Source organism: Streptomyces sp. YJ-C3 (genome assembly GCF_053891275.1).
In genome coordinates this window covers 4,200,759-4,225,705 of the sequence record NZ_CM132685.1, presented here as the reverse complement: position 1 = coordinate 4,225,705, position 24,947 = coordinate 4,200,759, and the positions used below count along the sequence as shown (strand labels likewise).

Sequence of the window (24,947 nt, the reverse complement as noted above, 5' to 3'; positions counted from 1 at the left end):
GTCCCAGGGTCACAACCCGCCGTGCTCTGCGGTCAGGCACGACGTACGACCGTCTATCTGAGCGGGAGCCCCGATGTCCGAGGAACCGACTTCGCCCGAGCACGCCGGCAGATCTGTCGACGGCAGCGTCGGTGCTTTCAAGCGGCGCGCGTTGTTGCGGGCGGGCGCCGCGGCCGTGGCGTTGACCGCCGGAATGCGCACCACGGCAGCGGCCGCAGCTCCCGTCACGTCACCGTCAGCGGGCGGAACGGGCGCGGACGGGGCGCCTCTCAGCTCCTCCGTCGCCCCACGCGGTCCGTGGGACCGGTTCAAGCTCTCCCCGGCCGACCGCACAGTGCGCCCGACGTCCGTCCACGGCACGACCGGTTCGGTCGACGGCGCCAAGAACCTCGCCGGCAAGTCCGGACCGGCCCACGCCCGCCTGAACGGCAAGGGCACATCCGTGACCCTCGACTTCGGGCTGGAGGTGGGCGGTTACGTCACGATCACCCTCGGGCAGGGCACGGACGCCGACCAGGTCCTGGGCCTGACGTACTCCGAGCTGTCCACCTACATCAGCACGACATCGAGCGACGGATCCAACGGCGGTTCGAACAACGAACCCCCGGTGAATTACACGGCCCTGCCCGGTGGCCGGATCAACACCGCCACGTCCACCCCGACCGCAGGCACCGACGCCACCAAGAATCCCGCCGCCAACCTGCGGGGCGGTTTCCGGTACCTCACGCTCGTGAACCAGAGCGGCGGCACCGTCGAGATCACGGGCGTGTCCGTCGACATCGCGTTCGCGCCGAACGTGGCGGACCTGCGCGCCTACCCGAACTACTTCTCTTGCGACGACGACCTGCTCACACGTATCTGGTACGCGGGTGCCTACACCGTGCAGACCAACATCGTCGCCAACACCCAGGGCCGGGTGTGGGGCCCGCCCGACCTGGGGTGGGACAACAGCGCCCGCATCGGGGACGTCGGGGACACCGTCCTGGTCGACGGTGCGAAGCGGGACCGTACCGTGTGGCCCGGGGACCTGGGCATCTCCGGGCTCACGGACTACGTGTCGCTCGGTGACACGGTCACCATGCGCAATTCGCTGCAGACGCTGTACAACCACCAGGCCGACAGCGGGGCGCTCCCCTACGCCGGTCCGGCCGTCAACTTCATCGGGAACTCCGACGCCTACCACCTGTGGACGCTGATCGGGACGGCCGAGTACGTCGAGTTCAGCGGCGACTCGGCGTGGGCGCACACGATCTACCCCAAGTTCAAACGCGCGCTCGACTACATCACCGCGAAGATCGACAGTGATGGACTCCTGAACGTCACCGCGTCCAGCGACTGGGCGCGCAGGGACAGTGACGGCAAGAATCTCGAAGCGAACGCCATCATGTACCGGGCGCTCCTCGCCTCGGCCGCCCTGGCCGAAGCCGTCGACGACGCGGAGACCGGTGCCGCGTGCACCAAGAAGGCCGGTGCGCTGAAGACGGCCATCGACGACGCCGGTTACTGGGACGGGGCCACCGGCCTGTACCGGAACAAGCCCGGGGCAACGCTCTATCCGCAGGATGCCAACGCGCTCGTCCTCTGGTTCGGGCTGGTGGACGACGAGGAGCGCGCGCAGGCCATCAGCCAGGCGCTGGCCAAGCGTTGGACAAAGACCGGCGCCCTCTCACCGGAGAAGACCGACTCTTCGGTGCACCCGTTCCCGGGCAGCATGGAGGTCCACGGTCACTTCGCCGCGGGCCGCGCACGGACGGCGCTGGATCTGATCCGTCTGGAGTGGGGCTACATGCTCGATGCCCCGCAAGGAACGGCCAGCACCTTCTGGGAGGGGTACAAGACGGACGGCAGTTCCGACTACTCCGGTTCCTACATGAGCGCCGCGCACGGTTGGTCGACCGGCCCCACCTCGGCTCTGACGTTCCATCTGCTGGGCATCGCGCCCGTCGCCGACGGGAAGGGGACGTACCGCATCGCTCCGCAGCCCGGCGACGTCAAGCGTGCCGAGGGTCAGCTGACCACCCCTACGGGGGTGATCGCCGTCTCGTGGCAGAGCACCGGCCGCGGCGAGTTCGGGCTGACCGCCGCGATACCTGCTCGGCGCGTGACCGAGGTCGCTGTGCCGATGCTCGACGCCAACTCCTACGTCGTACGTGTGAACGGCAAGGCTGCGTGGGATCGCGATGCGCGGAGTTACGACGCGCAGTACGAGGGTGGGTACGTCCGGCTCACCGGACTTGCCGAAGGAAAGCACACGGTGACGGTTCGGCGCCGCTGACCCGGGTGGTTGCAGTGGCGCCGGGGGACGGCCCGCGCTTCAGGCGCCGACCGTCCCCGGTGGCCTGGCAGTGTGAGCCTCCCGACCGTCGGCACACCAAGAATCTGGCCGCCTTCGCCGGTCAGAGCCCCGAACTCGCCCCCCGATGCCGGACCAGCTGACGCGCCGCCGAAAGGCCGGGACCGGCGGGGACACCAGGAGCACTCCAACTCCTCGTGTCCCCGCACCCGTCAGGTCATTGGCCTCAGTTCAGTTGGAACTTCTGCGCGTCGGCGCCATTGCAGTCCCAGATCTGCAGCCGAGTGCCATTGGCGGTGGCGCCGCTCGGCGAGTCGAGGCACCGGCCGGACTGCGGATTGAGGAGCGAACCGTCCGACTGGGTCACCCACTTCTGGCCGCCGACCCCGTTGCAGTCCCAGAGTTCGACCTTGGTACCGCCGGCCGTGCCGTTTCCGTTGATGTCCAGGCAACGGCCCAGGGTGCGCAGCGTGCCGTCGGAGGGGTGGGCCCAGTGCTGGTCCTCGGCGTACTTCTGGCAGTCCCACAGTTGGACCGCCGCACCGTTGACGCCGGTGTCGTCGGCGGCGACGTCGACGCACTTGCCGCCTGGGCCGGTGAACTTGCGTTGGTCGCCGTTGGGTTCGTCGGTCTGGCCGGAGTAGCCGACGGAGGTGACGTTGGCCTGGACGGCGTTCTCCGCGGCGTCGGTCGGGTAGCCGGACACCATCACGCCTTCGAAGAAGGTGCCGCGGTTCCAGTTGCTGTTGTCTCCGCCGGTGCCCAGGATGATGCCGCCCTCCTGCTGCATCGGCTTGTAGCCGCCCCGATCGGGCAGGGCCCCGTCCCACCAGGTCGACAGACCGCCCGATTGCGCGTTGCCGCCCTTGAGGGCGTACTTGGTCTGCCCGTCGTTCTTCAGCATCGCCGTTACGTAGGTGGAGTTGTTGCCACGATTGGCGGTGTTGGAGCCGTTGGCCCCCTGGAACATGCCGTTCTCGAGGTCGGCCTCCACCCAGGGTCCCGATCCGGTGCACGGGGCGAAGTAGCAGGTCGTGGCGATGGATACGGCGTCCATGTGGCCGTTGCCGGTGTCGGCAGGGGTGCGTTCGGCGTTGCCGTAGTCGAAGCAGCAGGCGGAGCCGACGTGGGTGCCGCTGGCGACCATGTAGGCGCCTTCGGCCTGCCCGTTGACCGCCGTGCCCGAGGCCTGGCCGTTGGAGCGGTAGCCGACGCCGGGTGAGACCCAGATCCCGTAGACCTTGTGCCCGCCTGCCGTGACCGAGATCTCGGCGGCGTCGGCGCCGCGGTCGGCGCCCATTCCGGCGGTGCCGGCGGGCCCGGGCGTGAGGTCGTTGTGGCGCGAGGTCTGGTCGTAGATCTTGCTCATCGAGCAGGTGGTGTTCTGGCAGAAGGTGTCCTGCGTCGCGGCGTTGGCGTATCCGCCGGGCGCGAGCGGGCCGATGTCCTTGGTCGTACCGTCGGAGGCCCGTTTCACCTGGTAGAGCGGCCCGTTGTAGGAGGAGATGAGGGCGCGTGTGGTGCTGTGCGCGGCGACGCAGGGGGTGCCGGCGTTGCCGTAGATGTCGCACGGCAGGGACGTCGCCGCGTGCGAGAGTCCCGGCATATTGAGCAGCGCCCCGAAGACGAGGGCCACAGTCGCGATGAGGGCGAGGGCGGCCCGGCGGGGGTGGGCCAGTAAGCCGAGTGCGGAGGTGCCTGTTCTGCCTGCGGGGTGAGCCGTTCTGCGCATGATGTGCTCCTGAGGGGGGATGGAGTGGAGCCTCAACTCAACGGTCTGGTAGGTCAGTTGCCGTTGCGTGCCAGAGCGGGAACGTAGACTCCATGTTCGGTTGGGTCAATGTTTGTTGCTTTGCTGCGCGAGTTCTTGAAGGAATGTTTGGAGTTCCTTCGGATTCGGGTGGGGCGACCTTCTCGGGCCACGAGCAAGACCCGGCTGCTCGTTGCGCTCCCGGCCGAGCGCAACGCGATCCGGAACACCGTGTGTGCCGTCGACGACCCGTCCCATAACCTCGTGCACAAAGACGTCATGCGCTGCCAGGTGCATCAAGTCCGAGGAGGCGCTGGTGCTCGGAAGGGGCACGCGGTTGTTCGCGGTCGCCATCACCGCGGTCTGCATGGTGCTCATCGGCCCGAGCGCACCCAGCGGTGCCCTCATCGCGCGGCCACTGCCGGTCGACGCCGCCAAGGACGTGGTACCGAACCGGGTCATGACGTGGAACATCTGCAATCCCTGCAACCAGAGCGGGCACAACCTCGGCCGGGCCGCGGAGATCGCCACGTACGCGCCTCAGGTCATCGGCCTGCAGGAAGCGTGTGTACGGGACGTCGAGAAGATACGGGAATATCTGGAGAACTTCTACGGGCTGCCGTACCACGTCGAGTACGGATCGGTGCTGCGGAACTGGGGCCGTTGCGGCGGGTTTCCGTGGCGCCCGGGAGGCTTCGGCCAGGCGATCCTCTCGGCGGCACCGATGACGGACCGGACGAACGTGGAGTACCCCGACGGCGGATCGGAGGACCGTGGATACATGGCGGTCACCACGACGGTGGGCGGCCGCCCCGTCCGGGTCTTCAACACCCACCTCGCGGAACGGCGTCAAGAGGCCGTCCGAGCGGACCAGGTCGGCGTCCTGGCCGCGGAAGTCGCCCGGCACGAGCGCACGATCGTCCTCGGCGACTTCAACGCCGTGCCGGGCGCCCCCGAGCTCAGCGGAATGTGGGCGCTGGCCACGGATGCCGATCCTCATTGCCGCCCGTCGTCCGCCGGCCCCTGCGAAACGACCACCGACTGGCAGAGCAAGTTCGACTACGTCTTCCTGCGCGGCATCGCCTCGATCGCGCACGGGGTTCATCCCAGCGCGTACTCGGATCACCACCCGCTGCACGCGGACCTGGACCCGAGCTAGGGAGTGTCGTCAAATGTCACGCCCACATCAGGAACGATGCGAGGCAATCGTTGGTGTTGCCGCCCGTGACGGTGAACGCGAGCGGACGGCCCGAGGCGTCGCAAGCGAGATGGATCTTGGTCGTCGGACCACCTCGGGAACGTCCAGGACCAGGAGTGTGGAGCCCCCATTTCGGGCTCCCGCAGCGTGCTGGTGGGCGCGAACGAGGGTGGAGCCGACCGACACCTCCCAGTAGACCTCACCAGCGGCGTCCACTCGCCCTTGCGCTTCCCGAAGCATCCGCTTGAAGGGTGCCGTCCTTGACCCATCGACGGTAGCGGGTGCGCAGCGTGGCCCAGGATCCGGACCTCTCCGGCACGTCCCGCCCAAGCCGCGCCCGTCCGGAACTTTCAGATGCTCCCGTTAAGGACCGTCCGGTCGTCCAGCCGCTTCGTCCACCGTTCCGACCGAGGCAACAGAGGACGGACGAACTCCCACTCGGAGTCCGCCAGTTCACTGCGACAGATCACCCAGCCATGATCCACTAACCGGGATCGCGCAGATCGCGCCCCCCCCTACGGCAGCAGCGGATTCGCCGGCTGCGATCCGTGCCCGGCACCATAGGGCTTCATGGCGCACTGGTCTTCGGCTTCGATGAGCACCTGCTGCCCCCAATGAGCCGAGTATGCGGGGAACCGGACCCAGCCTCGTTCGGCGATGTTGTCGCCGAGATCGCTGAGCAACACCGCCCGAGCGCGCTGCTCTTCCTCCTCCGTCAGAGGCGTGGTACCGCCTTCCGCAGGTTGCGCCCGGACGTTGTACAGGTCTCGGATCACTGGCCCCTCGCAATTCGTCTGGGCTGTTTCCGGAGAGAGTATCGGCGCAGGCAGTGGTCCCAGCTGCCGGAACCCAAGCGTCTCTACTCACCGGGATGCCTCGCCTGGCGACCTACGGCACTGAATGTGCACGGGGTCTCACCGGGGTCACTTTGTCGACAACTCCCAGGGCTGGGTTTCATCGCACCGACGCCGGTCGGCGACCGGTACGAGGGAGCGTCAGGGCCTGTTGCGGGAGTGCGCTGCTGGGCAGTTGAGCCCTGTGGGTCGGTACAGTCGCGTGCATGCTGAAGCCAGTGCTGCGTGTAGTTGAAGCGGGCGGTCGTACCGTGGACGATCCGACCGAGGAGGCTCTGCACGACCTGCTCTCTGAGATGAACCTGTCGCACCGGTTTGTGATCTTGGAAAGACTCGATCTGGAGGCTGTGGATCAGCACTACATTCAGGTGTACCTGAACGACGACCTCAGCTACCAGGTCGAGTACCGCGAAGGCAGTGCAGACAAGCACTACCAGGCCCACGTTCCAAGGCTCCATGAAGTTTTCGGCCCGGAAGAGTCGACCGCCAAGGTGATGATGGACTGGGCTCACGATCGACAGGGATGGCGGGAGGCGCTGCCGTGGGCCCCGATGCCTTTTCAGTGAAGGATTACAGCCACTCGTTGATCACCGCGACCAGGACTGTCGCCTCGTAGCGGACGGCGAGCTTGTCGTAGCGCGTGGCGTCCGCGCGGTTCCTCTTGAGGCGGTTGATCCCGCACTCGACCGCATGGCGCTCGCGGTAGTCGGCCGGGTCGAAGCGCGGCGGCCGGCCGCCGCGGGAACCGAGCCTCCGGCGGCTGCGCGCCTGGTCGGCCTTGTCAGGGATGGTGCAGCGAATCCCGCGGCGACGCAGGTAAGCGCGGTTCCTGCGGGAGGCGCACGCCTTGTCCGCGCGGACCCGGTCGGGGCGGACCGTGATCGCACCTCCCGCGTCGGCCAGGTACTGCGGCCGGGCGAGTATCCGATGCCAGGTGCCGTTCCGCTGCCATCGGCGGAACAGGTCGTAGATCCGGCCCCACGGTCCGTACGCGACGGGCACGTCCCGCCACGGCACACCGGTCCGGACCCTGAACCGTATGCCGTCGATCAACCGCCGCCGGGACCAGACCGGTGGCCGACCTGCCTTCGTGCCATTCGGCAGCAGCGGTTCCAGCATCGCCCACCGCTCGTCCGTGAGATCTCCCCGGCCCATGAACCGTGATCATCCACAGCCCAAGATCCACTTTCGACACACGGCCTAGGCGGGAGCGATATGTGGGAGCGGTCCAGCAGAATTCAGCCGACTGACAGCTGAAACCGCAGCTTCTCCTTCGCCTGCGCCCCCAGCCTGTCGTAGAACCTGATCGCGTCCGTGTTCCAGGGCGGGGTCTGCCACTGGACTTGCCCGAGCCCCAGCTCATGCGCTTCGGCCACCACGGCTTCCACCAGCAGGGGGCCGACTTTCAGACCCCGATGACCATCGCGCAGGAACAGACAGTCCATGTGGAGATACTCCGCGCCGTCCCACGTGGACACCTCCGGAGCACACGTGGCGTATCCGATGATCTCGCTGTCGTTCAACTCCGCGACGAAGCAACGCAATCGCGGTGTGTCCGCGCCGAACAGCAACGCCTCCAGCCGCCGAGCCAGGCCAGTCGGTGGGGCCGCCGCCCTCTCGTAGGCGGCGTGCTCGGACACGAGCTGGACGACCTGCGGAAGATCGGCGACGCGTGCGCGGCGTACTCTGACCGAACCGGTGCCCGTCATCGGACATCCCCAGCCGGGCCTACGAGGACGGCGAGGTCGGACATGTACCCCTCGATCCATGGGTGAACGAGGACGTGGCCGCTACCAGGTGCCCCCGTAACCGCCCGGCTGCCCAGGGGGCGTACCGCACGAGCGTGGTACCGATCGGCCGGCGCCAGCAACGCGGATGAATCGACAGGCCTCAGAGGCTGCTCGAGTGAGGGCTCCCCAAGATTGGTCATACGACCATGATGCACGTGTGCACAACACACCTGGCAGGGGCGCCATGCGTCCCTCGGCATGGCATCTGAGAGGGTTCGCTGATGTGGCGTGAACAGATCCTCAAGACCATGTCCGATGCCGAACTCGGCGACCCGGCAAGCGAAGAGGCTTTGACGGCGGTCGAGAACGCCCTCGGGCAGCCAATTCCCGAGCAGTTGGCCGCGCTCTTGCGCGAGTGCAACGGTGTGCGAGGACGCTACGGTCTCGACGTCGTCTGGACCGCCGAGCGGATCGCGAAGGACAACGCGGAATTCCGCGCCGCTCCGGACTTCGCCGAGCTGTACATGCCGTTCGAACCGCTGATGTTCTTCGGCGACAACGGCGGCGACCAGTTCGCCTTCGTCCGGACACCGCAACGCGACGAGATCTTCGTCTGGGATCACGAGACGGACAGCCGATCCTTGGCTTCATACGGTCTCGGCCAATACATCGATCAGGCACTGCGGGAAACCGGCGACTGGCACCGGTAGCTCGGCCGAGCGGTCTTCGGAGTGCGGCAGGCCCGGCGGCGGTCATCCGTCACGCCGAGGGCCGCTTGTCCCGCACATTCCGCAATGCCGGCTGAACTTCGGCTCCACGTACGTAATGCACTGTCGTGCCGGGCAGAGTGGGCAGTGCGGCCCAGTGTGTGACCGGTTCGGCGCCGGAACGGCCATAGGGAAACCGGACGAGGTCGTCGGAGTCGACAAAGCAGTCGCGGTGTTCTGTACCGTCCGCGCTCCGGTGCCGCGTGGTGAAGTACATCGGCATGACCAGCCAGAATTCCTCACCGGCTGTGTCTGAACTCTCGGCTGGATACCGGCCCGTGATTGCTGCGGCGACAGGCATGCCGTCACCGGGCAGTCGGTCGCGTGCGTCGACCCATGCCACAGCGGTGGTCATTTCGGCCTCTGCCTCGCGTTGTTCGTGAGTCCCCAAAGCTGTCTCCCTCTCCTGCTGATAGCTCGTCGCGGGCCATTATCTCGGCATCCAGATGTCACCGGAGCCAAGCGTGACTGAGCAATTCAGCTGGCCGCGCTGAGCGCCGAAGTCGCCCGTCCCGAGTCACGAGCTGAGGGGGGCATCGGTCGCTGGTAGTAGGTCCTGCGCCTCAGGCGCGCTTCGCGCCTGCCTGGTTAGGGTCGGTCCTCATGGAGACCACGGGAATTGCTCGTCGCCAGACGGCGGAGCGTGTGCGCGACACGTTGGAGCGGCTCGTTACCGAGCGGGATGTATGGGTGTCGACGGCTCACCCTGATCACGGGCCGCACCAGGTACCGCTGTGGTTCTCGTGGGATGGGCGAGCAGTGTGGATGTGCACCAGCGCCACGTCCGCGACTGCGCGAAACGTCCGCAAAGAACCGCGCGTGCGCCTGTCGCTACCGGACACCTTCGACGTGGTGCTCCTTCAGGGTGAGGCGGAATGCTTCCCGGACCAGGAGGTGCCCGAAGGAACAGCAAAGGCGTTCGCCGACAAGTTCGGGTGGGATCCGCGCACGGACGAAGGTTCCTTCGTGTATGTACGTGTGGTTCCGACGACTGTGCGCGCTTGGCGCGGCGAGCCAGAACTGCGCGGGAGAGTCATCATGCGCGACGGGTTGTGGCTGGAATAGCGGCCGTCTCTCGCCGACGCGCCTCTCTCGGAACACCATCTACATCTGCATGGAGGACGGTTGGGGTTCGCGGGGGCCATGTTCACTTCCGGAGGTCCACGCCACCGCCGGTCGACTTCAGCCAATACGCGCCACACTCCAAGATCTAGCGTAATGAAGACGGATATAGCCTGATTTCTCGCTGTGCCGGAACGTGCGACGCACAAGACTCACCGCCGTGGGCAACACCTCCGCGCAACAGCCGAGCAAGGCGGCACGATCCGGGCAGCTCCGTTCTCCCGTCACCAGACGTTCGTGGTGGGGGCGTCCATCGGGTGTGCTGCGTGCGCTGTCGGTGTTCGCGGCGCTCCGTCTGGACGGCATCGCCGCCGTGATCTCGGTGAATCATCTGGCCGGCCGTCCCCCGGTCAGGAGTCTGAGCCGCTCCTGGGACTCCAAGTGGTACCTGCATATCGCCGAGTTCGGCTACGGGCACCTCTCGCGTGAGGCCGCCTCGGGCCTGACGCAGACCGACTGGGCCTTCTTCCCGCTCTACCCGATGCTCATCAGAGCCGTGACGCACGCGTTGCCCCTCACGGTGGAACAGGCCGCGCTGCTGATCGCCTGGAGCGCGGCGCTGGCAGCCGCGTACGGCATCTATGCCTGCGCGCACCGGGTCTACGGGAGCGCGGTCGCCACGGTCCTTGTCGCCCTGTGGGGGATGCTCCCGCACAGCGTCGTCCTGACCCTCGCCTACACGGAGGCCCTGTTCGCCGCACTCGCCGCCTGGGCCCTGTATGCCGTGCTGACGGACCGGTGGCTGACCGCCGGTGTGCTCGCGGCGCTTGCCGGACTGTCCCGGCCCACCGGAATCGCGGTCGCGGCGGCCGTCGTCGTCGCGGCCGCGGAGAAGGTCGTACGCCGTCGCGGGCCGGTGTCCGCCAGACCGTGGATCGGCGCGCTGCTGGCGCCGGCCGGCTGGGCGGGGTACGTGCTGTGGGTAGGAGCGCAGAACGGTGACCTGTGGCATGGCTACACCCGAGTGCAGAGCACCTGGCAGACCCGCTTCGACTTCGGCGTCCAGACCCTGGGCTTCTTGAAGAAGCTGCTGCTGCACGGCGGCCGGGTCGGGTACGCCATGGCGCTGGTGATCGTCGCGGCGGGCCTGCTGCTGTTCCTGCTGCTGTGCGTGGACCGGGCACCTCTCGTGTTCCTTGCGTACGCGGCCGCCATGGTGGCGCTGGCCGTGCTGGTGTCGGGCCCGTTCGGATCCAAACCCCGCTTCCTGCTGCCCGCGTTCCCCTTGCTGATCCCGCTGGCCCGGGCGCTGGAGCAGACCTGGCGGACCAGACGGACGCAGGCCATCGTGGTGGCCGGCGCCCTGGCCGTGGTGTCGATCAGTTACGGCGCCTACGTGACGGTGCTGGGTCGGCAGCCTTTGTGAGGGACGCCCGACGTGACGGAGGGATCTGGTGTGGGCGCGATCCGCGAAGGCTACGGCTTCCGGCCGTATCGGGGCCAGGAGGACCTGCACACCGCGGGCTGGGGCTCGGCTCTGCCATGTTCGCCTGTGCCGAGAGCCGGGTCCGGCGGCTCGTGCAGCAGCATGACACCGCTCGGACGGCCGTGTTCGGCGCGAACGCCATGGCCTCGGAAGAGGAGTCAACGGCGTTGCTGCTCACCACCGGCTTTCGGCCTGTCTTCAGCCTTGGTCGGCGTCGCTCTGTGTTCTGTCCGTCGGCGGGGGCGAGCCATCGCCGTGGGTGAGGTCGAGGAGCTCGGCGTGCGGGCGGAGTCGAGGCGTCTGGGGCTGGGACGGGCCCTGCCGTCTCAACCGGCTTGTCGGCGCACCATCTCGTTGATCCAGATGGGTGCGTACGGTGACGTGCAGCCCGGGGACGTCGGATAGTCCTTGAGCACCTCCAGGCGCTCACCGATGGCGAGAGCTCGGGCGCGGTGCGCGGGGTGCTCGATGCCGATCTGGGCCAGGCAGTGGTTCATCGCCCACTGGAGTCGGTCCGGGGCGTCCTCCATCTCCGCTTCGATGACATCGAGCAGGCCCGAGAGGTCGAGGCCCTCGGGCTTCTTCGCCACGCGTTCGGTGGTCAGCGCCCAGCCGGCGCTCGCCACCACGGGGTCAGGATCGGCGAACCAGGCCTGGCGCAGCTCTTCGCAGTGCGGGTTCTTCTTCACCACGTAACTCACGAGCCAGTCGTGCACCTTGGGCGTGCGCGCCTCACGCAGCATGGTGTCCAGCTCATCACGCCCGAAGGCCTTGGGGCGGCAGACGAGGATCGCGAGGAGCCGCGCCGCGCTGTCCCGCGTCGCCCAGAGACCGGACGCCAGCTCCTGCTGTGTCTTGAGGCGCTTCGCGAGCGCGCGCAGTTTGCTGAGGTTCACGGCGTGGTCGTCGCCGTGTTTCTCGTTCACGGCTCGTGCTCTCGGGTCATCGAGTCCGGCCAGCTCGGCCAACACCTCGGCCACTGTCGTCTCGGCCATCCCTGCCTCCTGCCTCTCACGTGCAGGTTCACCCTACGACGGGCTTCCGCCCTTCGTGAGGCACACCGATGTGCTGGACACCCTGCGCCGGTGCGGCGCGCACGACACGTATGACAGCGCGGCGGACCACTTCATCGACGGCCTGCCTCAGTACAGTGCGACAAAATCACACAAAGGAGCAGTGCCATCCCGACGCAGCCCCCAGGACCTTGGATGACATCCCGTAGACAGGCGTTGGCCGGCATGGCCGGTGCCGCATGGATGTGGAGCGCCGCCATGCCGAACGCGGCCTCGGCCTCGGCCGCCTCCGATCGGGCCACGGCGCGGTCGCTGGTGGATCGGATGACGCTGGAGGAGAAGGTCGGCCAGCTCTTCATGATCGAGGTGGCGGGCCAGGACGCCTTCCGCGTGAGCGAGGCCGCCGCGGCCCTCAACCGCAGGCGCTACGGGGTGGCCACTCCGGCAGAGGTTCTCCGCAAGTACGCACCGGGCGGAGTGATCTACTTCTCGGCGCGCGGGGACGACAATCTCGCCTCTCCGCGGCAGATCGCCCGGCTCTCCGACGGTCTGCAGAGGGCGTCCCGGAGTGCTACGGGACTGCCGCTGATCATCTCGGTGGACCAGGAGGGCGGCGCGGTCTCCCGGATGCCCACTCCGCCTGCCACTCCGCAGCCGGGCAACATGGCGCTGGGGGCCACCTGGTCCCCGTCGGACGCCCGTCGCTCCTACGAGATCACCGGTGCCGAGCTGCACGCCTGCGGCATCACCGCTGATCACGCTCCGGTGGCGGACGTGAACGTCAACCCCGCCAACCCCGTGATCGGCGTACGGTCCTTCGGTGCCTCCCCGCAGGCCGTGTCGACGTTCGTCCAGGCCGCGATCAAGGGGCTGCACCGCGGCGGCGTGGCCGTCACCGCGAAGCACTTCCCCGGTCACGGCGACACGGACACCGACAGCCACTTCGGACTGCCCCGCATCACTCACAGCCGGTCGCAGCTCGACGCGATCGATCTGCCGCCGTTCCGTGCGGCGGTCGCAGCGGGTGTCGACCTGATCATGACGGCGCACATCAGCGTCCCCGCACTCGATCCCACCTTGGTTCCCGCCACGATGTCGCACGCCGTCGTCACCGGTCTGCTGCGCGAGGAGTTGGGATTCGACGGTCTGATCGTGACCGACGCGCTCGACATGCAGGGAGCCAGCAAGCAGTTCCCTCCGGACAAGGCCGCTGTCACCGCGCTTGCCGCGGGGGTCGACATGCTGGTCCTCTCCCCCGACCTGCCGCTGGCTCACGCCGCGGTGGTCGACGCCGTGCGGTCCGGCAGGATTTCCGCGTCACGGCTCGACGCCTCGGTGGTCCGCATCCTGAGCCACAAGATCCGCCGCGGACTCTTCACCGACGCGCCCGGCGACGGCTTTGAGGACCGGGCCGAACGCGTCGTGGGCCGTCCGGAGTTCCGCTCCGACGTCGTCGCGATCACCGCGCGCAGCACCACACTGGTCAAGAACGACAACGGTGCGCTCCCCATCCGTACCGGCGCTCGCGGTGTCCTTGTCACCGGGTCCGACTCCGTCGCCGTGTCGCGCCTGGCGGCCTCGTTCACGTCGCGCGGGCATGCGGTCACGTCGCTGGACGCGGGTGCCACCCCCGACCGGGGCAGGATCGACGAGGTCGTCGCCGCTGCTGCCGCCGCCGATCTGGTGGTTGTGGCCACCAGCGGCCTGACGGTCGGTGGCGGGAAGGACGCGGGTGTCGCGCAAGTGGGTCTGGTGCGCGCGTTGCTGGCGGCGAAGACGCGCGTGGTCGTGGTCGGCGTCCGCACTCCGTACGACATCAACCGCTTCCCCGACGCGCCGGTGTATCTGGCGACGTACGGCAATGGCGCGGACGCCCTCGACCACGCTGTTCAGGTCATCGTCGGCGAGCACGGCCCGAGTGGGCGACTGCCGGTGTCGATCCCGGTGGCCGGTGACCCGTCACAGACCCTGTTCCCGATCGGGCATGGGCTGCGCTATTAGGTCGGCACCTCGCAGGATGTCCCATGCTCTGAGGTCGAGTTCGGCCGCACCTGGGGCAGTGAGGACGAGGCGTGCCGCGTGCGGTGGGGCGACTTCGGTGACCGTGAACGGTGGGTAACGTCGGATCTCGGTCACGGTCAGGTCGACGGTTCGGCCTTGGCGGTCGAGGCATCGGAAGCGATCACCGAGCCGCGTGGTCGCCAAGCAGCGCACGATGAGCGCGAGTCGGCCGGGTCCGAGATGTTCCACTTCGAAGATCTGGACTTCGGGGCGCGCGTCGGCAGCGGGCTCGGTCATGCCCGCCATGGTCTCAGGAACGACTGACCGCGACGGCGCCTTCGCTTGTCTCGGCGCCGAACGGACTGCTTCTTCTACTTCGTCGCCGCGGCAGATTCGCCGGACCGGGACGGTGGCATGACCTCACGCTGCTGAGCGGACTCGGCGGCGGTGTGGGCGGAGGCAAAGGTGAAGGCGCGTGGCGACGGCCCGTTCGCCCGTAGGTCCGCCAGGCGTTTCAAGGCTTCACCGACGGTCGGGATGTGACCGGCGGGAACCCACCAGAGCACCAGGTGCGCCTCGACATGCCGCTCGAACCATTCGCGACGCCGCCGCATGACCTCCAAGTGCCCGCTGCGGTAGGCGAAGTCCCAGAGCGCCTCCTGGGTCTCCCACACGGACAGATTGATGATGACGTTCTCGCCCGCCGGACGGAGGCCGGTGGCGTCCGCCGCCCCCTCCCCCACGAGTCTCCAGACGAATCCGGGCGCGTCGTCGGCCGCGGCGTTGACCGGGTCCAGCATCTCTACGAAGTGTGCGCTGCGTGGGTCGTCGAGCGGATGACGGAGCGTGGAGACATTCAGCTGGGCGAGGTGGGCGGCAGGCGTGGGTGCGGTCATGGCCTCATCCCAGCATGGCCCGCTTTTCTATGTCAACGAGTTTTGTTTTTAGAAGCTTCGATCACGACGCAGCACTCCCCCGGCCGCGCGTCCATCCGGGCGCCTACGGGGCCGCCCGCACCGAGCAGCCCTTCCAGCAGCGCGAGATTCATGCCGCACACGAGCGGCGGGAAGCGTTCGGCGACGGCATGGAAGGGGCAGTTGCGCATACGGATGACGCGCGCCGCTTCCCCGGGCTCACCCTCCCCCTGGGAGTTCTCGGCGTCTTCGGCGTGCGGTTCGTAGCCGCGGGCAGCCAGGATCTTCATGGCCTGCTCGAGATCGGCACAGGGCGCCGCCGAGCCACGCAGGGCCTCGCCCCGGCGGCGGGCGGCGGCGCAGAGCCCGGCGTCCAGGCCGGCCTCTTCGGCGGCCTCGGCGAGCAGTTCGGCGGCGGTGCGGTAGTCGCGGGCGGGCAGCGACACCGCCCGCTCGGTCCGGACCCGCGTGTACACCTTGGCGGGGCGGCCCGCCCCGGGGCCCGAGCGGCCGGTCAGGCGACGACTGCCGCTCTCCAGCAACCCGGCCTCGGTCAGCTTGTCCAGGTGATGCGCTGCGAGCGTGCGTGTCACCCCGGCCGCCTCGGCGGCCTCGTTGCGGCCGACCTCGCGGCCCTGCGCCGCCACGTACTCGTACAGGCGACGCCGCACCGGATCCTGCAGTGCCGCGATCGCGTCGATGTCCTCCATCCGGACATTCTAGAAACAATCCAGGTTGGAGATAGAAGAGCGGGGCGGGGCCCTGGCCCCCTTCTCCATGAGCATGCCGCGAAAGAGCGCGCCGGCGCAGGACCGGACTCCGCCGTCACGGGGATGGGACGGCGGAGCCGGCGCCGCTCATTGTTCCTGGTTCAACTGCCTTGCCGCCAGAGGGCCTTGTCCGGTCGAGCGGAAACGGGGGCCTGCAAGGGCGACCTCAGAGTGGGCCGGCCATGCTTGGCTCGCGGTCCGCGCCGGGCGATGGCCGTCACGCAAACATGTTGTGGTTCAGGAGATACGTGGCGTTTCCCGCGCGGATCCGGGCCGACCGACTACTCGCATCGACGACGAGTTCGAGCGTCGTACTCTGCCGGCCCCCGGTTCAGGGAGCGAACGGACGGCGGGCGGCTGATGGTGGTCGAAGAGCCGCGAGCGCTGACGCTCCCCACGAAGGCTCGGTCCGTCGGGCGCCAAGGCCGCTACCGGGGCTTCTGTACCGCGAACTCGTTGCCGTCGGGGTCGAGCATCAGCAGCTGACCACTGTCGCCTTCGCCGGTGTCGGTGCGGGTCGCGCCGAGCGAGATCAGGCGGTCGACCTCTGCGTTCCAGTCGGCGTCGGCGGGGATCGCCAGCTCCAGGTACAGCCGGTTCGTGCCCGCCTTCGGTGCCACCGGCGGACCACCCCACGTGATCTTCGTACCGCCGCTCGGCGACTGGATCGCAGTCTCCTCGTCCTGGTCCCAGACCAGGGGCCACCGCAGCGCCTCGCTCCAGAAGTAGCCGACCTTCTGCGTACCGTCGCAGGCAAGCGCTCCGACGACACCGGTGTCGGCGAGGAACTTGTTGCCCGCCGCGATGACGCAGAACTCGTTGCCGTCCGGATCGGCGAGCACCACATGCCCCTCTTCCGGGAGTTGACCGACGTCGATGTGCTGCCCGCCGGATGCCAATGCCCTGGCCACCGTCTGCTGCTGGTCCTCCGGGGTAGCGCTCGTCAGGTCGAAATGCGCCCGGTTCTGGGCGGTCTTCGGTTCCTGACTCAGCAGGAACCGGATGCGGAAACCGGCGGCGCTCGGAGGCAGGACCGCGACGTCATCGCCGTCCGGATCGTCGGCCAACTGCCAGCCCAGGATTCCGGACCAGAACCGTGCCAGGTCCGATGGCCGGGTCGCATTGAAGCAGATCGCGAACAGTTGACTGGTCATACCCCGCGCATCTCCGATCCGCTGACGGCCGACGCGGCACGCATCGCCCTCCCCGAGGCGCAGCCTAGGGGTGGCCCTTCGACACCCGCATCCGAGTTTCCGTCGCTTCCGCAGTCTCCGTCGCTTCCGGCGTTTCCGTCGCTTCCATCGGGAGTCGCGGAGTCGCGGCGTCACGTTTTCGCGAACGAGCAGCAGCAGCCCTGCTTACGCGCCGGCTCTGCTGCTCACCGCTCCGCGAGGATCAGGAGGATCCTCGTCCTTCCTCAGACAGACCACTTCAAGGGCTCGTTGTAAGAACCTTGCGAGTACGTGACCGCGGTGATCTTCGCGTCTGTCGGCAGCAGGTACGGCTGGCACACGGTGCGCTGGTCTCTCGGCTTCCAGATGTCTTCGCCGTCCAGCCGGGTGGTGCCGTCGTTGCCGACGCAGTCCTTGGGCCTGCTGCTGAGGTCGCCCATCAGGAGCAGGAGCTTCGTAGCGGGTCTGCCGTTGGCCTCGGCGCCGACGTCGCTCATCACCATGGGGACTTGATGGCGTTGGTGCCGACGTTCTTCGCCTTCACGTAGACCCAGGCGACCTTCTGCCCTTCGTACTTGCTCTGGTCGTCGAGTTCCTTGAGGTCTGCGGCCGTGCCCTCGATCACCTTCGTCGGCGTGACCAGGAACTTCGAGGTCTTCTTGTACTTGGTGATCTCCTGCGCGGGCCCGGGCTGCCCCAGGGTGAGCCGCGTGGGCGGGGAGCTGCTCGAAGAGGCGTCCTTCGCCGTGGTGTCGCCGCCCGGTCCACACGCGGTCAGTTCGACAGGTGCGGAACTGTGGAACGGATCCGGACCGAGGCTCACTCCGTGGCCGCCGTCTCCGGCACGACGTCGGAGCCCCTACCTGGCACAGCTGCCGACTGTCGTTCCTCGCGCCTGCCCAGCGCCGCGAGGAACAGTGTCACGGTGACCGACCCGGCCGCCATCAGGGTCATCGCCGTTGCCGGAGAGGCCAGTTGGGCCAGCGTGCCCGCGAGGACGGCGCCGATGCCCTGCAGAGCTGCCATGCCAGTGGCGTGCAGGCCGAGGGCCTGGCCCGTGAGGTCGTCGGGGGTGAGGGACAGCAGGCGTTCCTGCAGCACCAGGCTCGCTGCGAATCCGACAGAGGCGACGGTGACGGCCACAGCGGACAGTGCCACGCCGGGCCGCAGCACGAAGAACAGGTAGGGAGCCGCCAGCAGCAGGCGCAGCGGCGTCGCGAGACGGCAGCGTACCGCGGGCGGCACCAGGCGGCCCACCGCGAGGTCGCCCACGAACATGCCCAGCGCCCCGAACGCGTACAGCGTGCCGGCTGCCGCGGGGGCGTAGGAGACGTAGAGCGAGTCACTGCCGACGATGAGTCCGTTGGGGATCCAGAGGCCGAGGTACGCCAGGCGGCGCGGACGCGAGGACCACAGCAGGGCGTTGGTGCGCCAGCTCGCCGCGGCGGACGGCCGGCCTGTGGAGCGGGGCGGGCGGGCCGTGAGGCCGAGGCGCGTGACGAGGGCCGACATCACGTACAGGGCCGCGGCGAGGAGGAGACAGGTCTGTGGGGACAGGAGCGTCAGCAGGGCGCCGCCCGTCGCGAATCCGGCCATCTGTGTCAGGCCCCAGAGCATGTTGTAGACGGATCGGCCCAGCACGTAGCCGTCCTTGGACAGGATCTCGTTCAGCAGTCCCCCACGTACTCCCCCGCTCAGTGACGCGACCAGCCCCTGCGCCAGGACGACGGCGAAGACCGCCCAGACGGGCAGGCCGTCCAGCGCCAGCAGCGCCGTTCCGGCCGCGAAGGCGAGCCCGAGGCCGGACAGCACCGCGCGTGGCGGCAGCCGGTCCGAGCCCGAGAGCAGGAACGCGCCGCCCAGCAACTGCGCCAGTTGCGGGCCGAACATGCTCAACGCCGACAGGAGCGGGGAGCCCGTGGCCTTGAAGACCAGCGTGCCCAGGGCCAGCCCGCCGACCGTCTGGGCCGCGGCGAAGGCGGCGAAGGACAGCAGGAACGGGGTGAACTCCGGGGTCCGGAACAGGGAGCGGTAGCTGCGCATGTGCCGCAGTCTCGGAGCGGTCCGGAGGCGTGTGTACTGTTTCGCCGACACGCGAAAGGTCGTACTCATGGGCTTGTGGCAGATCGGCACCGACACTCTCGCCCGCAGCCGCTTCGTCCTCTCGCCCTTCGCCGAGACGTTCGCGAGCCTGAGGCTGCTGCACACGGAGACGGGCGCCCATCCGGGCGAGGATGCCTGGCTGCGCGCCCACCTGCCCGGCTATCGCGCGCGCCTCGAAGCCGATCCGGTGGTCGCGCATCTCGTGCGGGTGGCCATCGGCACCTCGTGGATCGCCGACTTCTTCTGCCCCACCTCGTGTGTCGGGGAGGCCTTCGAGGAGACCGTGGCGCGGGTGCGGGAGACCGGGGCCGAGGAGGCTCGGGCCAACCTCCGCGTGTGCCTCAAGGATTCGCTGCCCGCCGCCTTGGAGCGCAACGACCTGCCCGAGCGGGCGACCGCGCTCCTGACGTACGTCTGGGAGGAGACCGTACGGCCGGACTGGGACCGCCGACGACGTGTCCTGGAGGCCGACATGGTCGCGCGGACCGCCAGGGTGAACCAGGGCGGTTGGGCAGCCGTGCTGGATTCGTTGCAGCCGGGGATGACTCGGTGGCTCGGGGAGAGCAGGTTCCAGGTCAACCTGAACACGTATCCGCCGCGGGAGATCGCCGCCGGGGCCGAGCTGCTGTTCATGCCGGTGACACCGAGGACCGGTTGGGTGTCGTGGGAGGGACGAGAGCGGTACGCCGTCGTCTACCCGTGCCTCGGGGTGCTCTCCGAGGACCACGACCGCCGCCCCGTCCCGGCCGGTCTCGGCGCGCTCATCGGCACCGCGCGGGCCCGGCTGCTGGCGTTGGTCGGAACTCCCATGAGCACGACGCAACTCGTCGCCGTGACCGGGCAGGGGCTGGGGTCGGTGGGCCGGCACCTGCGGGTGCTGCTGGACGCGGGGCTCGTTCAGCGACGGCGGGCTGGACGGTCGGTGTTGTATGTGCGGACGGCGGCCGGTGAAGTACTCATGGATGCGTCGGGATCCGATGACGGTGGTCGGGAGCCGCAACGGGCCTTGGCGTAGTCGCGGACGATGCAACGGACGGCGGCACACGTATCTGCCGTCCTGCCGGGCTAGGGCCTGTCCGGCCCCTCAGTGGGCGGGAGGCCGTCGCCGCCTGCTCAGCCCTGACGACGAGGACTTCGTCATTCAGGCGGCCATCATCCGCCCGACCCGACAGCCTCGCCGCCCAACGCAAGGAACGTGCCCGCATCCGCGGCGAGAGGGACATCCGCTGAGGCGGACGCCCCTCTCGCAGTCGCAGCCTGAACTCGAGTGGGCCCTCGTGTCACCTTCGCCAGAACAGGTGGTGCGTCATGCCGCTCGGGCTGGGCACGATCTCCAGGTGGAACCGGTCGAGCAGCTCATCGGCGGATTCCCACAGGCGCAGTCCGGACCCGAGCTTCACCGGCGAGACCGCCACATGCATGGTGTCGACGAGGTCGGCATCGAGGAACTGCCGGATGGTGGTGACCCCGCCGCCGAGCCGGACGTCCTTGCCCTGCGCCGCTTCCCGCGCCTGTTCGAGGACCGTGGCCGGGTCGCTGTCGACGAAGTGGAACGTGGTGTCGGAGAGCGTGAACGACGGACGCGTGTGGTGGGTCAGGACGAACACCGGTGTGTGGAACGGAGGCTCCTCTCCCCACCAGCCGCGCCACTCATGGTCCTGCCAGGGCCCGCGCTGGGGCCCGAACTTGTTGCGGCCCATGATCTCGGCACCGATGTTCCGTGCGAAGTCTCGCGTGAAGTAGTCGTCGAGGCCCCGGCTCCCCCCGGGATCCGTGCGCATGGGCCAGCTCGCCGTGGCACCGGCCCAGGCGAACAGCCTCGCCGGGTCCACGGCGTGGCCGAACGGACTCTCGAGGCTCTGGTCCTCACCGGCACCGATTCCGTCACTCGAGACGGTGAAGTTCATGACTCTCAGCAGTTGTTCCACGTGTTTCCTTCTCAGGTCCTGTCGCGTCATCGTGTGGCGGGGCGCCGCACATCCTCACGTCGAACGGGGCGTGGCCGGATCGACAGCAGCCCGCAACTTTTTCCAAGGCACGTCAGGAAGCGGCCACGCTGGCGGTGTGCCCGTCGTGGACGCGGACGGCATCGAGGTGGCCTGGGTGGCCGTCGCCACCACTCACACGCGTCGCAACGGACGTCACCGCCCATCCAACCGTTCCAACCGTGCCAACCGCCAGCCCGGCGAACCTCCGCGGTCAGAGCACTGGGCGGCACGGCGAGGACCTGTGGTCCTGTCCACCGAGCCGTGTCCTACCCGGCCTTCTCCGCGCGGAAGGCGCGACGGTACGCGGCGGGAGTGGTGCGAAGGGCCTCGTGGAAGCGGCGGCGCAGGTTGACGGCCGAGGAGAGACCGACGCGGTGCGCGATGGTCTCCACGGGCAGGTCGGTCTCCTCGAGGAGCGCCCGGGTGGCGGCGATGCGCCGGTCCAGCAGCCACCGTCCGGGGCTGATGCCGAGTTGTTCGGTGAAGCGGCGAGTCAGTGTGCGGGACGAGACCTGGGCGCGAGCCGCCATCTCGGCGACGCTGACCGGCTGGTCCAGTCGCCCGGCCAGCCAGTCCAGCAGCGGGGCCAGCGAGTCGGCGACCGGTCCGGAGGTGGGCAGTTCGGCGTACTGCAGCTGGCAGCCCTCGCGGTGTGGCGGCATCACCAGTTGCCGGGCGATCCGGAGCGCGTACGCAGACCCCTGGTCGGCGCTGACCAGGTGCAGGCAGAGGTCCACTCCGGCCGCCGATCCGGCGCTGGTGGCGACGTCGCCGTGGTCCACGTAGAGCACCGCGGGATCGACCTGGACTTTCGGGAACCGGTCTGCCAGTTCGGGGGCCTGGGCCCAGTGGGTGGCGGCGCGTCGGCCGTCCAGCAGTCCGGCGGCGGCGAGCACGAACGCGCCCGAGCAGATGCCGACGATCCGGGCGCCGCGCCGGTGCGCCCGGCGGACCGCCGCGACGACCGCCGACGACACGTCGGTACCGGGCGGTTGCCGCCAGCCGGGGACGAGCACGGTGTCCGCGCGCTCCAGCGCGTCCAGGCCTGCCGTGACCAGCATGTCGTAGCCGACGTCGGTGCGTACGGTGCCGGGGAACTCCGTGCAGACTTCGAAGGCGTAGCGCTGAGGGATCGCCGGTCCGTGGTCGCCGAACACCGCGCTCGCGCAGGCCAGCGGGAAGGTCGCCTGAGGGGGTTGCAGCAGCGCCACGACGCGGTGCGGTGCCGTGGAATGGGGCAGTGAGCCGGGCGTCATGGCGGGAAAGTACCTCACCGTGTCGTTCGAGACACTGGGGTGACCGATTGGTCCAGTCCAACATCAGTGCTGTGACCACCGCGCAGACGCATGACCAGACCGCCCAGCCCACCGTGCTCGATCCGCCGACCACTCAACGTCCCTTGTGGGAGCGGCGCTTCGCGCTCTACTTCACCGCCCGCACCATCTCACTGGTCGGCGACGCGATGATGCCGGTGGCGGCCGCGCTCGCGGTCGGCGCGCTGTACGGGATCTCCGGGGCCGGCCTCGTCCTCGGTACCTGGACCGGGACGTTCGTCCTCCTGGTCCTGTTCGGCGGGGTGTTCGCCGACCGGTTCGGAGCGCGCCGGATGATGGTTCTGGCGGACCTCGCCCGGGTGCTCACCCAAGGTGTGCTGGCTGCGGCGTTCTTCGCCGGACCGCCGCCGTTCTGGCTGCTGATCACCATGGCGGCACTGGCCGGGGCGGCCGTCGCGATGTTCCTGCCCGGGGTGAACGGGATGGTTCCGCTGGTCGCCCGCGAACCGCAGCGGGCCAACGCCACGCTCAAGGTGGCCGACGCCCTCGCCCACTTGATCGGCCCGGCCCTCGCGGGACTGCTGATCACGGCCACCAGTGCCGGGACCGTGTACGCCATCGACGCCGGTACGTTCCTGCTCAGCGCCTTGTGCCTGGCGCTCATCCGGCTCGCACTGGCCGACGCGTCCGCCGACACCTCGGTCGGCATCGGCTCCTCGCCCCGCACCGGCAGTTCGCTGCGGCGCGAGCTGCGACAGGGGTGGCAGGAGTTCCGCTCACGCACCTGGATGTGGGCGGTGATCCTCATCTGGATGGGCTACGGCGTGCTGCTCTTCGGGCCGCTGGTACCGCTCAGCTCGGCGCTGGTCGGCGACCGGCTCGGCCCGAACTCCTATGGCCTGGCCGTCTCCTTCCTCGGAGCCGGCACGGTGCTCGGCGGCCTGCTGGCACTGCGGCTGCGTCCGGCCCGGCCGCTGGCAGCCGGCGCGGTGGCGATGGTGCTGTACGCCGTGCTGCCGCTCTGCGTGGCGCTGGGCTCCGACCTGCCGCTGCTGCTGGCGGGTCACGCCCTCGGCGGCGGCGCCTTGGCGTTCTGGTCGGTGATGTGGGCGACGAGCGTGCAGACCCACACGCCGCCCGCTGTACTCAACAGGGTCAGCGCCTACGAGCTGGCGGGCTCGGTGTCCGGAATCGCGCTCGGCCAGATTTTGGCCGGGCCCGCGACCGCGCTGGCCTCCCCCGAGCGGCTCCTGCTGGTGTCGGCCGGCGCCTGCCTGGCGGGCTGCGCGGCGCTGTTCGCGATCCCGGCGATCCGCACTTTGCGCCGCGCCGCTCCCTCGGAGAACGACGGGCCGGGGGCCCCGGACGGACAGTGAACGGACTGTCTCACGATGTCGCCGGAGCTCCCGCCTGCCGGAGTCGGCGTCGGCTACGCGTCCCGGGCCAGGTCCCGGACGTCGGAGAGCGGCTGGAATCCGGCCGACTTGTAGGTGGCGAGGGCTGCGACGTTACGGCTCGGCGTCGCGACGATCGCGCTCGACGATCCCAGCTCCTGGAGTGCGGCCACCGCGGCGAGGGTGATCGCCTTGCCGTGGCCGTGACCTCGATGATCCGGGTGCACGCCCATCGGTTCGAGCAACCCGGGCCTGCCACGACCGGCCGACCACACGGTCACCGCCGCCACCGCGTTGCCCGCGTCGTCGTACGCGATCAGACACCGGGCGTCGGCGTACGCCGGTCCGGCCGCCATCGCCTGCCAGCGCTCGTCCGTGAACGTCGGCCTGTCGAACGCTGCCCGATGTACGGCGGTCCGCACCTGTGCCTGCTCCGGTCCGGCCACCTCGACTCGCACGCCCGGATCCCGCACCGGCTGGGTGAGGTCACAGCTCAGCGGCGTCCACGGCTCGTCAGCGGTCCATCCGCTCTCGAGCAGCAGTTCTCGGACCAGCGCGCCCGTCGGTGCGTCGACGTACCCCTTCCGCTCCTTCAGTACGCCGCGCTCCGGAGCGCTCACGTCGTCGACCAGCCGACGCGCCAGCTCCTCGTCCCGGCGAGCATCCGGGGCCATCGTCAGGCGCAGCAATTCCGGCTCGTCCAGCAACCCGACGGCAACAATCCGTCCGCCCCGGCTCCACGTCCGCACCGCGGCGGCCGTCGCCTGCGCCCCGAACCGCCAGAACCAGCCCAGGTCGCCCGGGTGCAGGTGCATCGGCGCCCTGTCGTGCTGCCACTCCCGCAGCACGCCGACAATCTCGCCCAGCCCGTCAACTCCCGGCTCGCTCATCGCAATCGACATGCCCCCGATCACACCTCACCGCACCGACAGTCCGCACTCGATTTACGGCCGATGGCCGGTCGCCGCGTGGTGTGGTTGCCCCGTGCTCTTCATGCCCCATGGCTCGTCGCGGAGATCTGCCGTCTGGTCGCGTTGGCACCGATCGGGCTCATCTTCTTCGCCACGCGACACCGTGCGCGCTGAGAACCGCTTCTCCCAAGCGCTGTAGGGGCCCAACCGGACACGATCAGCAGGGGCAACGGCAACGACCAGCGAACCCTTCCGGCCCAATGCCGC

25 protein-coding genes and 2 pseudogenes are annotated in these 24,947 nt (G+C 69.0%); 10 read left to right on the top strand and 17 right to left on the bottom strand.

Features of this window, described 5'->3' with window-relative positions; translation table 11 throughout:
* Positions 1–73 precede the first annotated feature (73 nt).
* Positions 74–2,275 carry an alpha-L-rhamnosidase-related protein gene (locus ACVHNB_RS18810; protein ID WP_456228683.1) on the top strand — a complete coding sequence of 734 codons (2,202 nt, stop codon included), beginning with the start codon at positions 74–76 and terminating at the stop codon, positions 2,273–2,275.
* 244 nt (positions 2,276–2,519) lie between these two features.
* Here the strand turns inward: ACVHNB_RS18810 and ACVHNB_RS18805 are convergent, their stop codons facing one another.
* Positions 2,520–4,025: an arabinofuranosidase catalytic domain-containing protein gene (locus ACVHNB_RS18805; protein WP_456228682.1), complete on the bottom strand. Its 1,506-nt coding sequence runs from the start codon at positions 4,023–4,025 to the stop codon at positions 2,520–2,522.
* Positions 4,026–4,356: 331 nt separating this feature from the next.
* On the opposite strand from ACVHNB_RS18805, the gene ACVHNB_RS18800 reads away from it, so the two are divergent.
* Positions 4,357–5,202, top strand: coding sequence for an endonuclease/exonuclease/phosphatase family protein (locus ACVHNB_RS18800; protein ID WP_428957415.1), 846 nt, complete (start codon positions 4,357–4,359; stop codon positions 5,200–5,202).
* 46 nt (positions 5,203–5,248) lie between these two features.
* Here the strand turns inward: ACVHNB_RS18800 and ACVHNB_RS18795 are convergent.
* Both ACVHNB_RS18795 and ACVHNB_RS18790 read right to left on the bottom strand, forming a co-directional pair.
* Positions 5,249–5,591 (bottom strand): annotated as a pseudogene (locus tag ACVHNB_RS18795) (IS5 family transposase); the annotation flags it as partial.
* Between the two features lie 165 nt (positions 5,592–5,756).
* Positions 5,757–6,017, bottom strand: a complete 261-nt coding sequence (locus ACVHNB_RS18790) for a hypothetical protein (protein WP_428949981.1) — start codon at positions 6,015–6,017, stop codon at positions 5,757–5,759.
* 284 nt (positions 6,018–6,301) lie between these two features.
* Here ACVHNB_RS18790 and ACVHNB_RS18785 point away from each other — a divergent pair, with 284 nt between their 5' ends.
* A complete protein-coding gene (locus tag ACVHNB_RS18785) occupies positions 6,302–6,661 on the top strand; it encodes a hypothetical protein (RefSeq protein ID WP_456228681.1) in 360 nt (119 codons plus the stop codon).
* A 4-nt stretch (positions 6,662–6,665) separates the two neighbouring features.
* On the opposite strand, the gene ACVHNB_RS18780 is transcribed toward ACVHNB_RS18785, so the two are convergent.
* Both ACVHNB_RS18780 and ACVHNB_RS18775 read right to left on the bottom strand, forming a co-directional pair.
* The gene (locus tag ACVHNB_RS18780; RefSeq protein ID WP_456228680.1) at positions 6,666–7,250 is read right to left on the bottom strand and encodes a transposase; all 585 of its coding nucleotides are present in this window, start codon (positions 7,248–7,250) and stop codon (positions 6,666–6,668) included.
* Positions 7,251–7,333: 83 nt separating this feature from the next.
* Positions 7,334–7,804, bottom strand: a complete 471-nt coding sequence (locus ACVHNB_RS18775; protein ID WP_456228679.1) for an N-acetyltransferase family protein — start codon at positions 7,802–7,804, stop codon at positions 7,334–7,336.
* 329 nt (positions 7,805–8,133) lie between these two features.
* Between ACVHNB_RS18775 and ACVHNB_RS18770 the strand changes: the two genes are divergently transcribed.
* A complete protein-coding gene (locus ACVHNB_RS18770; RefSeq protein WP_428949984.1) occupies positions 8,134–8,535 on the top strand; it encodes an SMI1/KNR4 family protein in 402 nt (133 codons plus the stop codon).
* Positions 8,536–8,584: 49 nt separating this feature from the next.
* On the opposite strand, the gene ACVHNB_RS18765 is transcribed toward ACVHNB_RS18770, so the two are convergent.
* Complete coding sequence (locus ACVHNB_RS18765) at positions 8,585–8,947, bottom strand: AQJ64_40280 family protein (RefSeq protein ID WP_428949985.1); 363 nt, start codon at positions 8,945–8,947, stop codon at positions 8,585–8,587.
* Between the two features lie 248 nt (positions 8,948–9,195).
* On the opposite strand from ACVHNB_RS18765, the gene ACVHNB_RS18760 reads away from it, so the two are divergent.
* The 3 genes and pseudogenes from ACVHNB_RS18760 to ACVHNB_RS18750 form a co-directional block, all read left to right on the top strand.
* On the top strand, positions 9,196–9,657 hold the full coding sequence (locus ACVHNB_RS18760) for a pyridoxamine 5'-phosphate oxidase family protein (protein WP_428949986.1): 462 nt from the start codon (positions 9,196–9,198) through the stop codon (positions 9,655–9,657).
* Positions 9,658–9,973: 316 nt separating this feature from the next.
* The gene (locus ACVHNB_RS18755; RefSeq protein ID WP_456228678.1) at positions 9,974–11,080 is read left to right on the top strand and encodes a hypothetical protein; all 1,107 of its coding nucleotides are present in this window, start codon (positions 9,974–9,976) and stop codon (positions 11,078–11,080) included.
* 83 nt (positions 11,081–11,163) lie between these two features.
* A pseudogene (locus ACVHNB_RS18750) lies at positions 11,164–11,461 on the top strand (hypothetical protein); the annotation flags it as partial.
* 5 nt (positions 11,462–11,466) lie between these two features.
* On the opposite strand, the gene ACVHNB_RS18745 reads toward ACVHNB_RS18750, so the two are convergent.
* Positions 11,467–12,135: a DNA alkylation repair protein gene (locus ACVHNB_RS18745; RefSeq protein ID WP_456228677.1), complete on the bottom strand. Its 669-nt coding sequence runs from the start codon at positions 12,133–12,135 to the stop codon at positions 11,467–11,469.
* 213 nt (positions 12,136–12,348) lie between these two features.
* Here ACVHNB_RS18745 and ACVHNB_RS18740 point away from each other — a divergent pair, with 213 nt between their 5' ends.
* A complete protein-coding gene (locus tag ACVHNB_RS18740) occupies positions 12,349–14,154 on the top strand; it encodes a glycoside hydrolase family 3 protein (protein ID WP_456228676.1) in 1,806 nt (601 codons plus the stop codon).
* Here the strand turns inward: ACVHNB_RS18740 and ACVHNB_RS18735 are convergent.
* The 7 genes from ACVHNB_RS18735 to ACVHNB_RS18705 all read right to left on the bottom strand — a co-directional run bounded on the left by ACVHNB_RS18735 (position 14,113) and on the right by ACVHNB_RS18705 (position 19,053).
* A complete protein-coding gene (locus ACVHNB_RS18735) occupies positions 14,113–14,451 on the bottom strand; it encodes a hypothetical protein (RefSeq protein WP_428949990.1) in 339 nt (112 codons plus the stop codon). The genes ACVHNB_RS18740 and ACVHNB_RS18735 overlap by 42 nt on opposite strands.
* 74 nt (positions 14,452–14,525) lie before the next feature.
* Positions 14,526–15,050 (bottom strand): DUF3291 domain-containing protein, encoded by a 525-nt coding sequence (locus ACVHNB_RS18730; RefSeq protein ID WP_456228675.1) that lies wholly within the window; start codon positions 15,048–15,050, stop codon positions 14,526–14,528.
* A gap of 32 nt (positions 15,051–15,082) precedes the next feature.
* Positions 15,083–15,778, bottom strand: a complete 696-nt coding sequence (locus ACVHNB_RS18725; protein ID WP_456228674.1) for a helix-turn-helix transcriptional regulator — start codon at positions 15,776–15,778, stop codon at positions 15,083–15,085.
* A gap of 488 nt (positions 15,779–16,266) precedes the next feature.
* Positions 16,267–16,992 carry a VOC family protein gene (locus tag ACVHNB_RS18720; protein ID WP_428949993.1) on the bottom strand — a complete coding sequence of 242 codons (726 nt, stop codon included), beginning with the start codon at positions 16,990–16,992 and terminating at the stop codon, positions 16,267–16,269.
* A 263-nt stretch (positions 16,993–17,255) separates the two neighbouring features.
* Positions 17,256–17,513 carry a hypothetical protein gene (locus ACVHNB_RS18715; RefSeq protein WP_428949994.1) on the bottom strand — a complete coding sequence of 86 codons (258 nt, stop codon included), beginning with the start codon at positions 17,511–17,513 and terminating at the stop codon, positions 17,256–17,258.
* Positions 17,507–17,833, bottom strand: a complete 327-nt coding sequence (locus ACVHNB_RS18710) for a hypothetical protein (protein ID WP_428949995.1) — start codon at positions 17,831–17,833, stop codon at positions 17,507–17,509. Before ACVHNB_RS18710 ends, ACVHNB_RS18715 begins: the two co-directional genes overlap by 7 nt.
* A complete protein-coding gene (locus ACVHNB_RS18705) occupies positions 17,830–19,053 on the bottom strand; it encodes an MFS transporter (protein WP_456228673.1) in 1,224 nt (407 codons plus the stop codon). The genes ACVHNB_RS18710 and ACVHNB_RS18705 overlap by 4 nt, the downstream gene beginning before the upstream one ends.
* A 67-nt stretch (positions 19,054–19,120) precedes the next feature.
* Between ACVHNB_RS18705 and ACVHNB_RS18700 the strand changes: the two genes are divergently transcribed.
* Positions 19,121–20,128: an ArsR/SmtB family transcription factor gene (locus ACVHNB_RS18700; RefSeq protein ID WP_456228672.1), complete on the top strand. Its 1,008-nt coding sequence runs from the start codon at positions 19,121–19,123 to the stop codon at positions 20,126–20,128.
* A gap of 265 nt (positions 20,129–20,393) precedes the next feature.
* On the opposite strand, the gene ACVHNB_RS18695 is transcribed toward ACVHNB_RS18700, so the two are convergent.
* Both ACVHNB_RS18695 and ACVHNB_RS18690 read right to left on the bottom strand, forming a co-directional pair.
* Entirely contained in the window at positions 20,394–21,041 is a 648-nt protein-coding gene (locus tag ACVHNB_RS18695; protein ID WP_428949998.1) for a dihydrofolate reductase family protein, read from the bottom strand.
* Positions 21,042–21,367: 326 nt separating this feature from the next.
* A complete protein-coding gene (locus ACVHNB_RS18690; protein WP_456228671.1) occupies positions 21,368–22,357 on the bottom strand; it encodes a GlxA family transcriptional regulator in 990 nt (329 codons plus the stop codon).
* Positions 22,358–22,428: 71 nt separating this feature from the next.
* On the opposite strand from ACVHNB_RS18690, the gene ACVHNB_RS18685 reads away from it, so the two are divergent.
* The gene (locus ACVHNB_RS18685) at positions 22,429–23,751 is read left to right on the top strand and encodes an MFS transporter (RefSeq protein ID WP_456228670.1); all 1,323 of its coding nucleotides are present in this window, start codon (positions 22,429–22,431) and stop codon (positions 23,749–23,751) included.
* Between the two features lie 53 nt (positions 23,752–23,804).
* On the opposite strand, the gene ACVHNB_RS18680 is transcribed toward ACVHNB_RS18685, so the two are convergent.
* Positions 23,805–24,671, bottom strand: a complete 867-nt coding sequence (locus tag ACVHNB_RS18680) for a GNAT family N-acetyltransferase (RefSeq protein WP_456228669.1) — start codon at positions 24,669–24,671, stop codon at positions 23,805–23,807.
* Between the last annotated feature and the right edge of the window lie 276 nt (positions 24,672–24,947).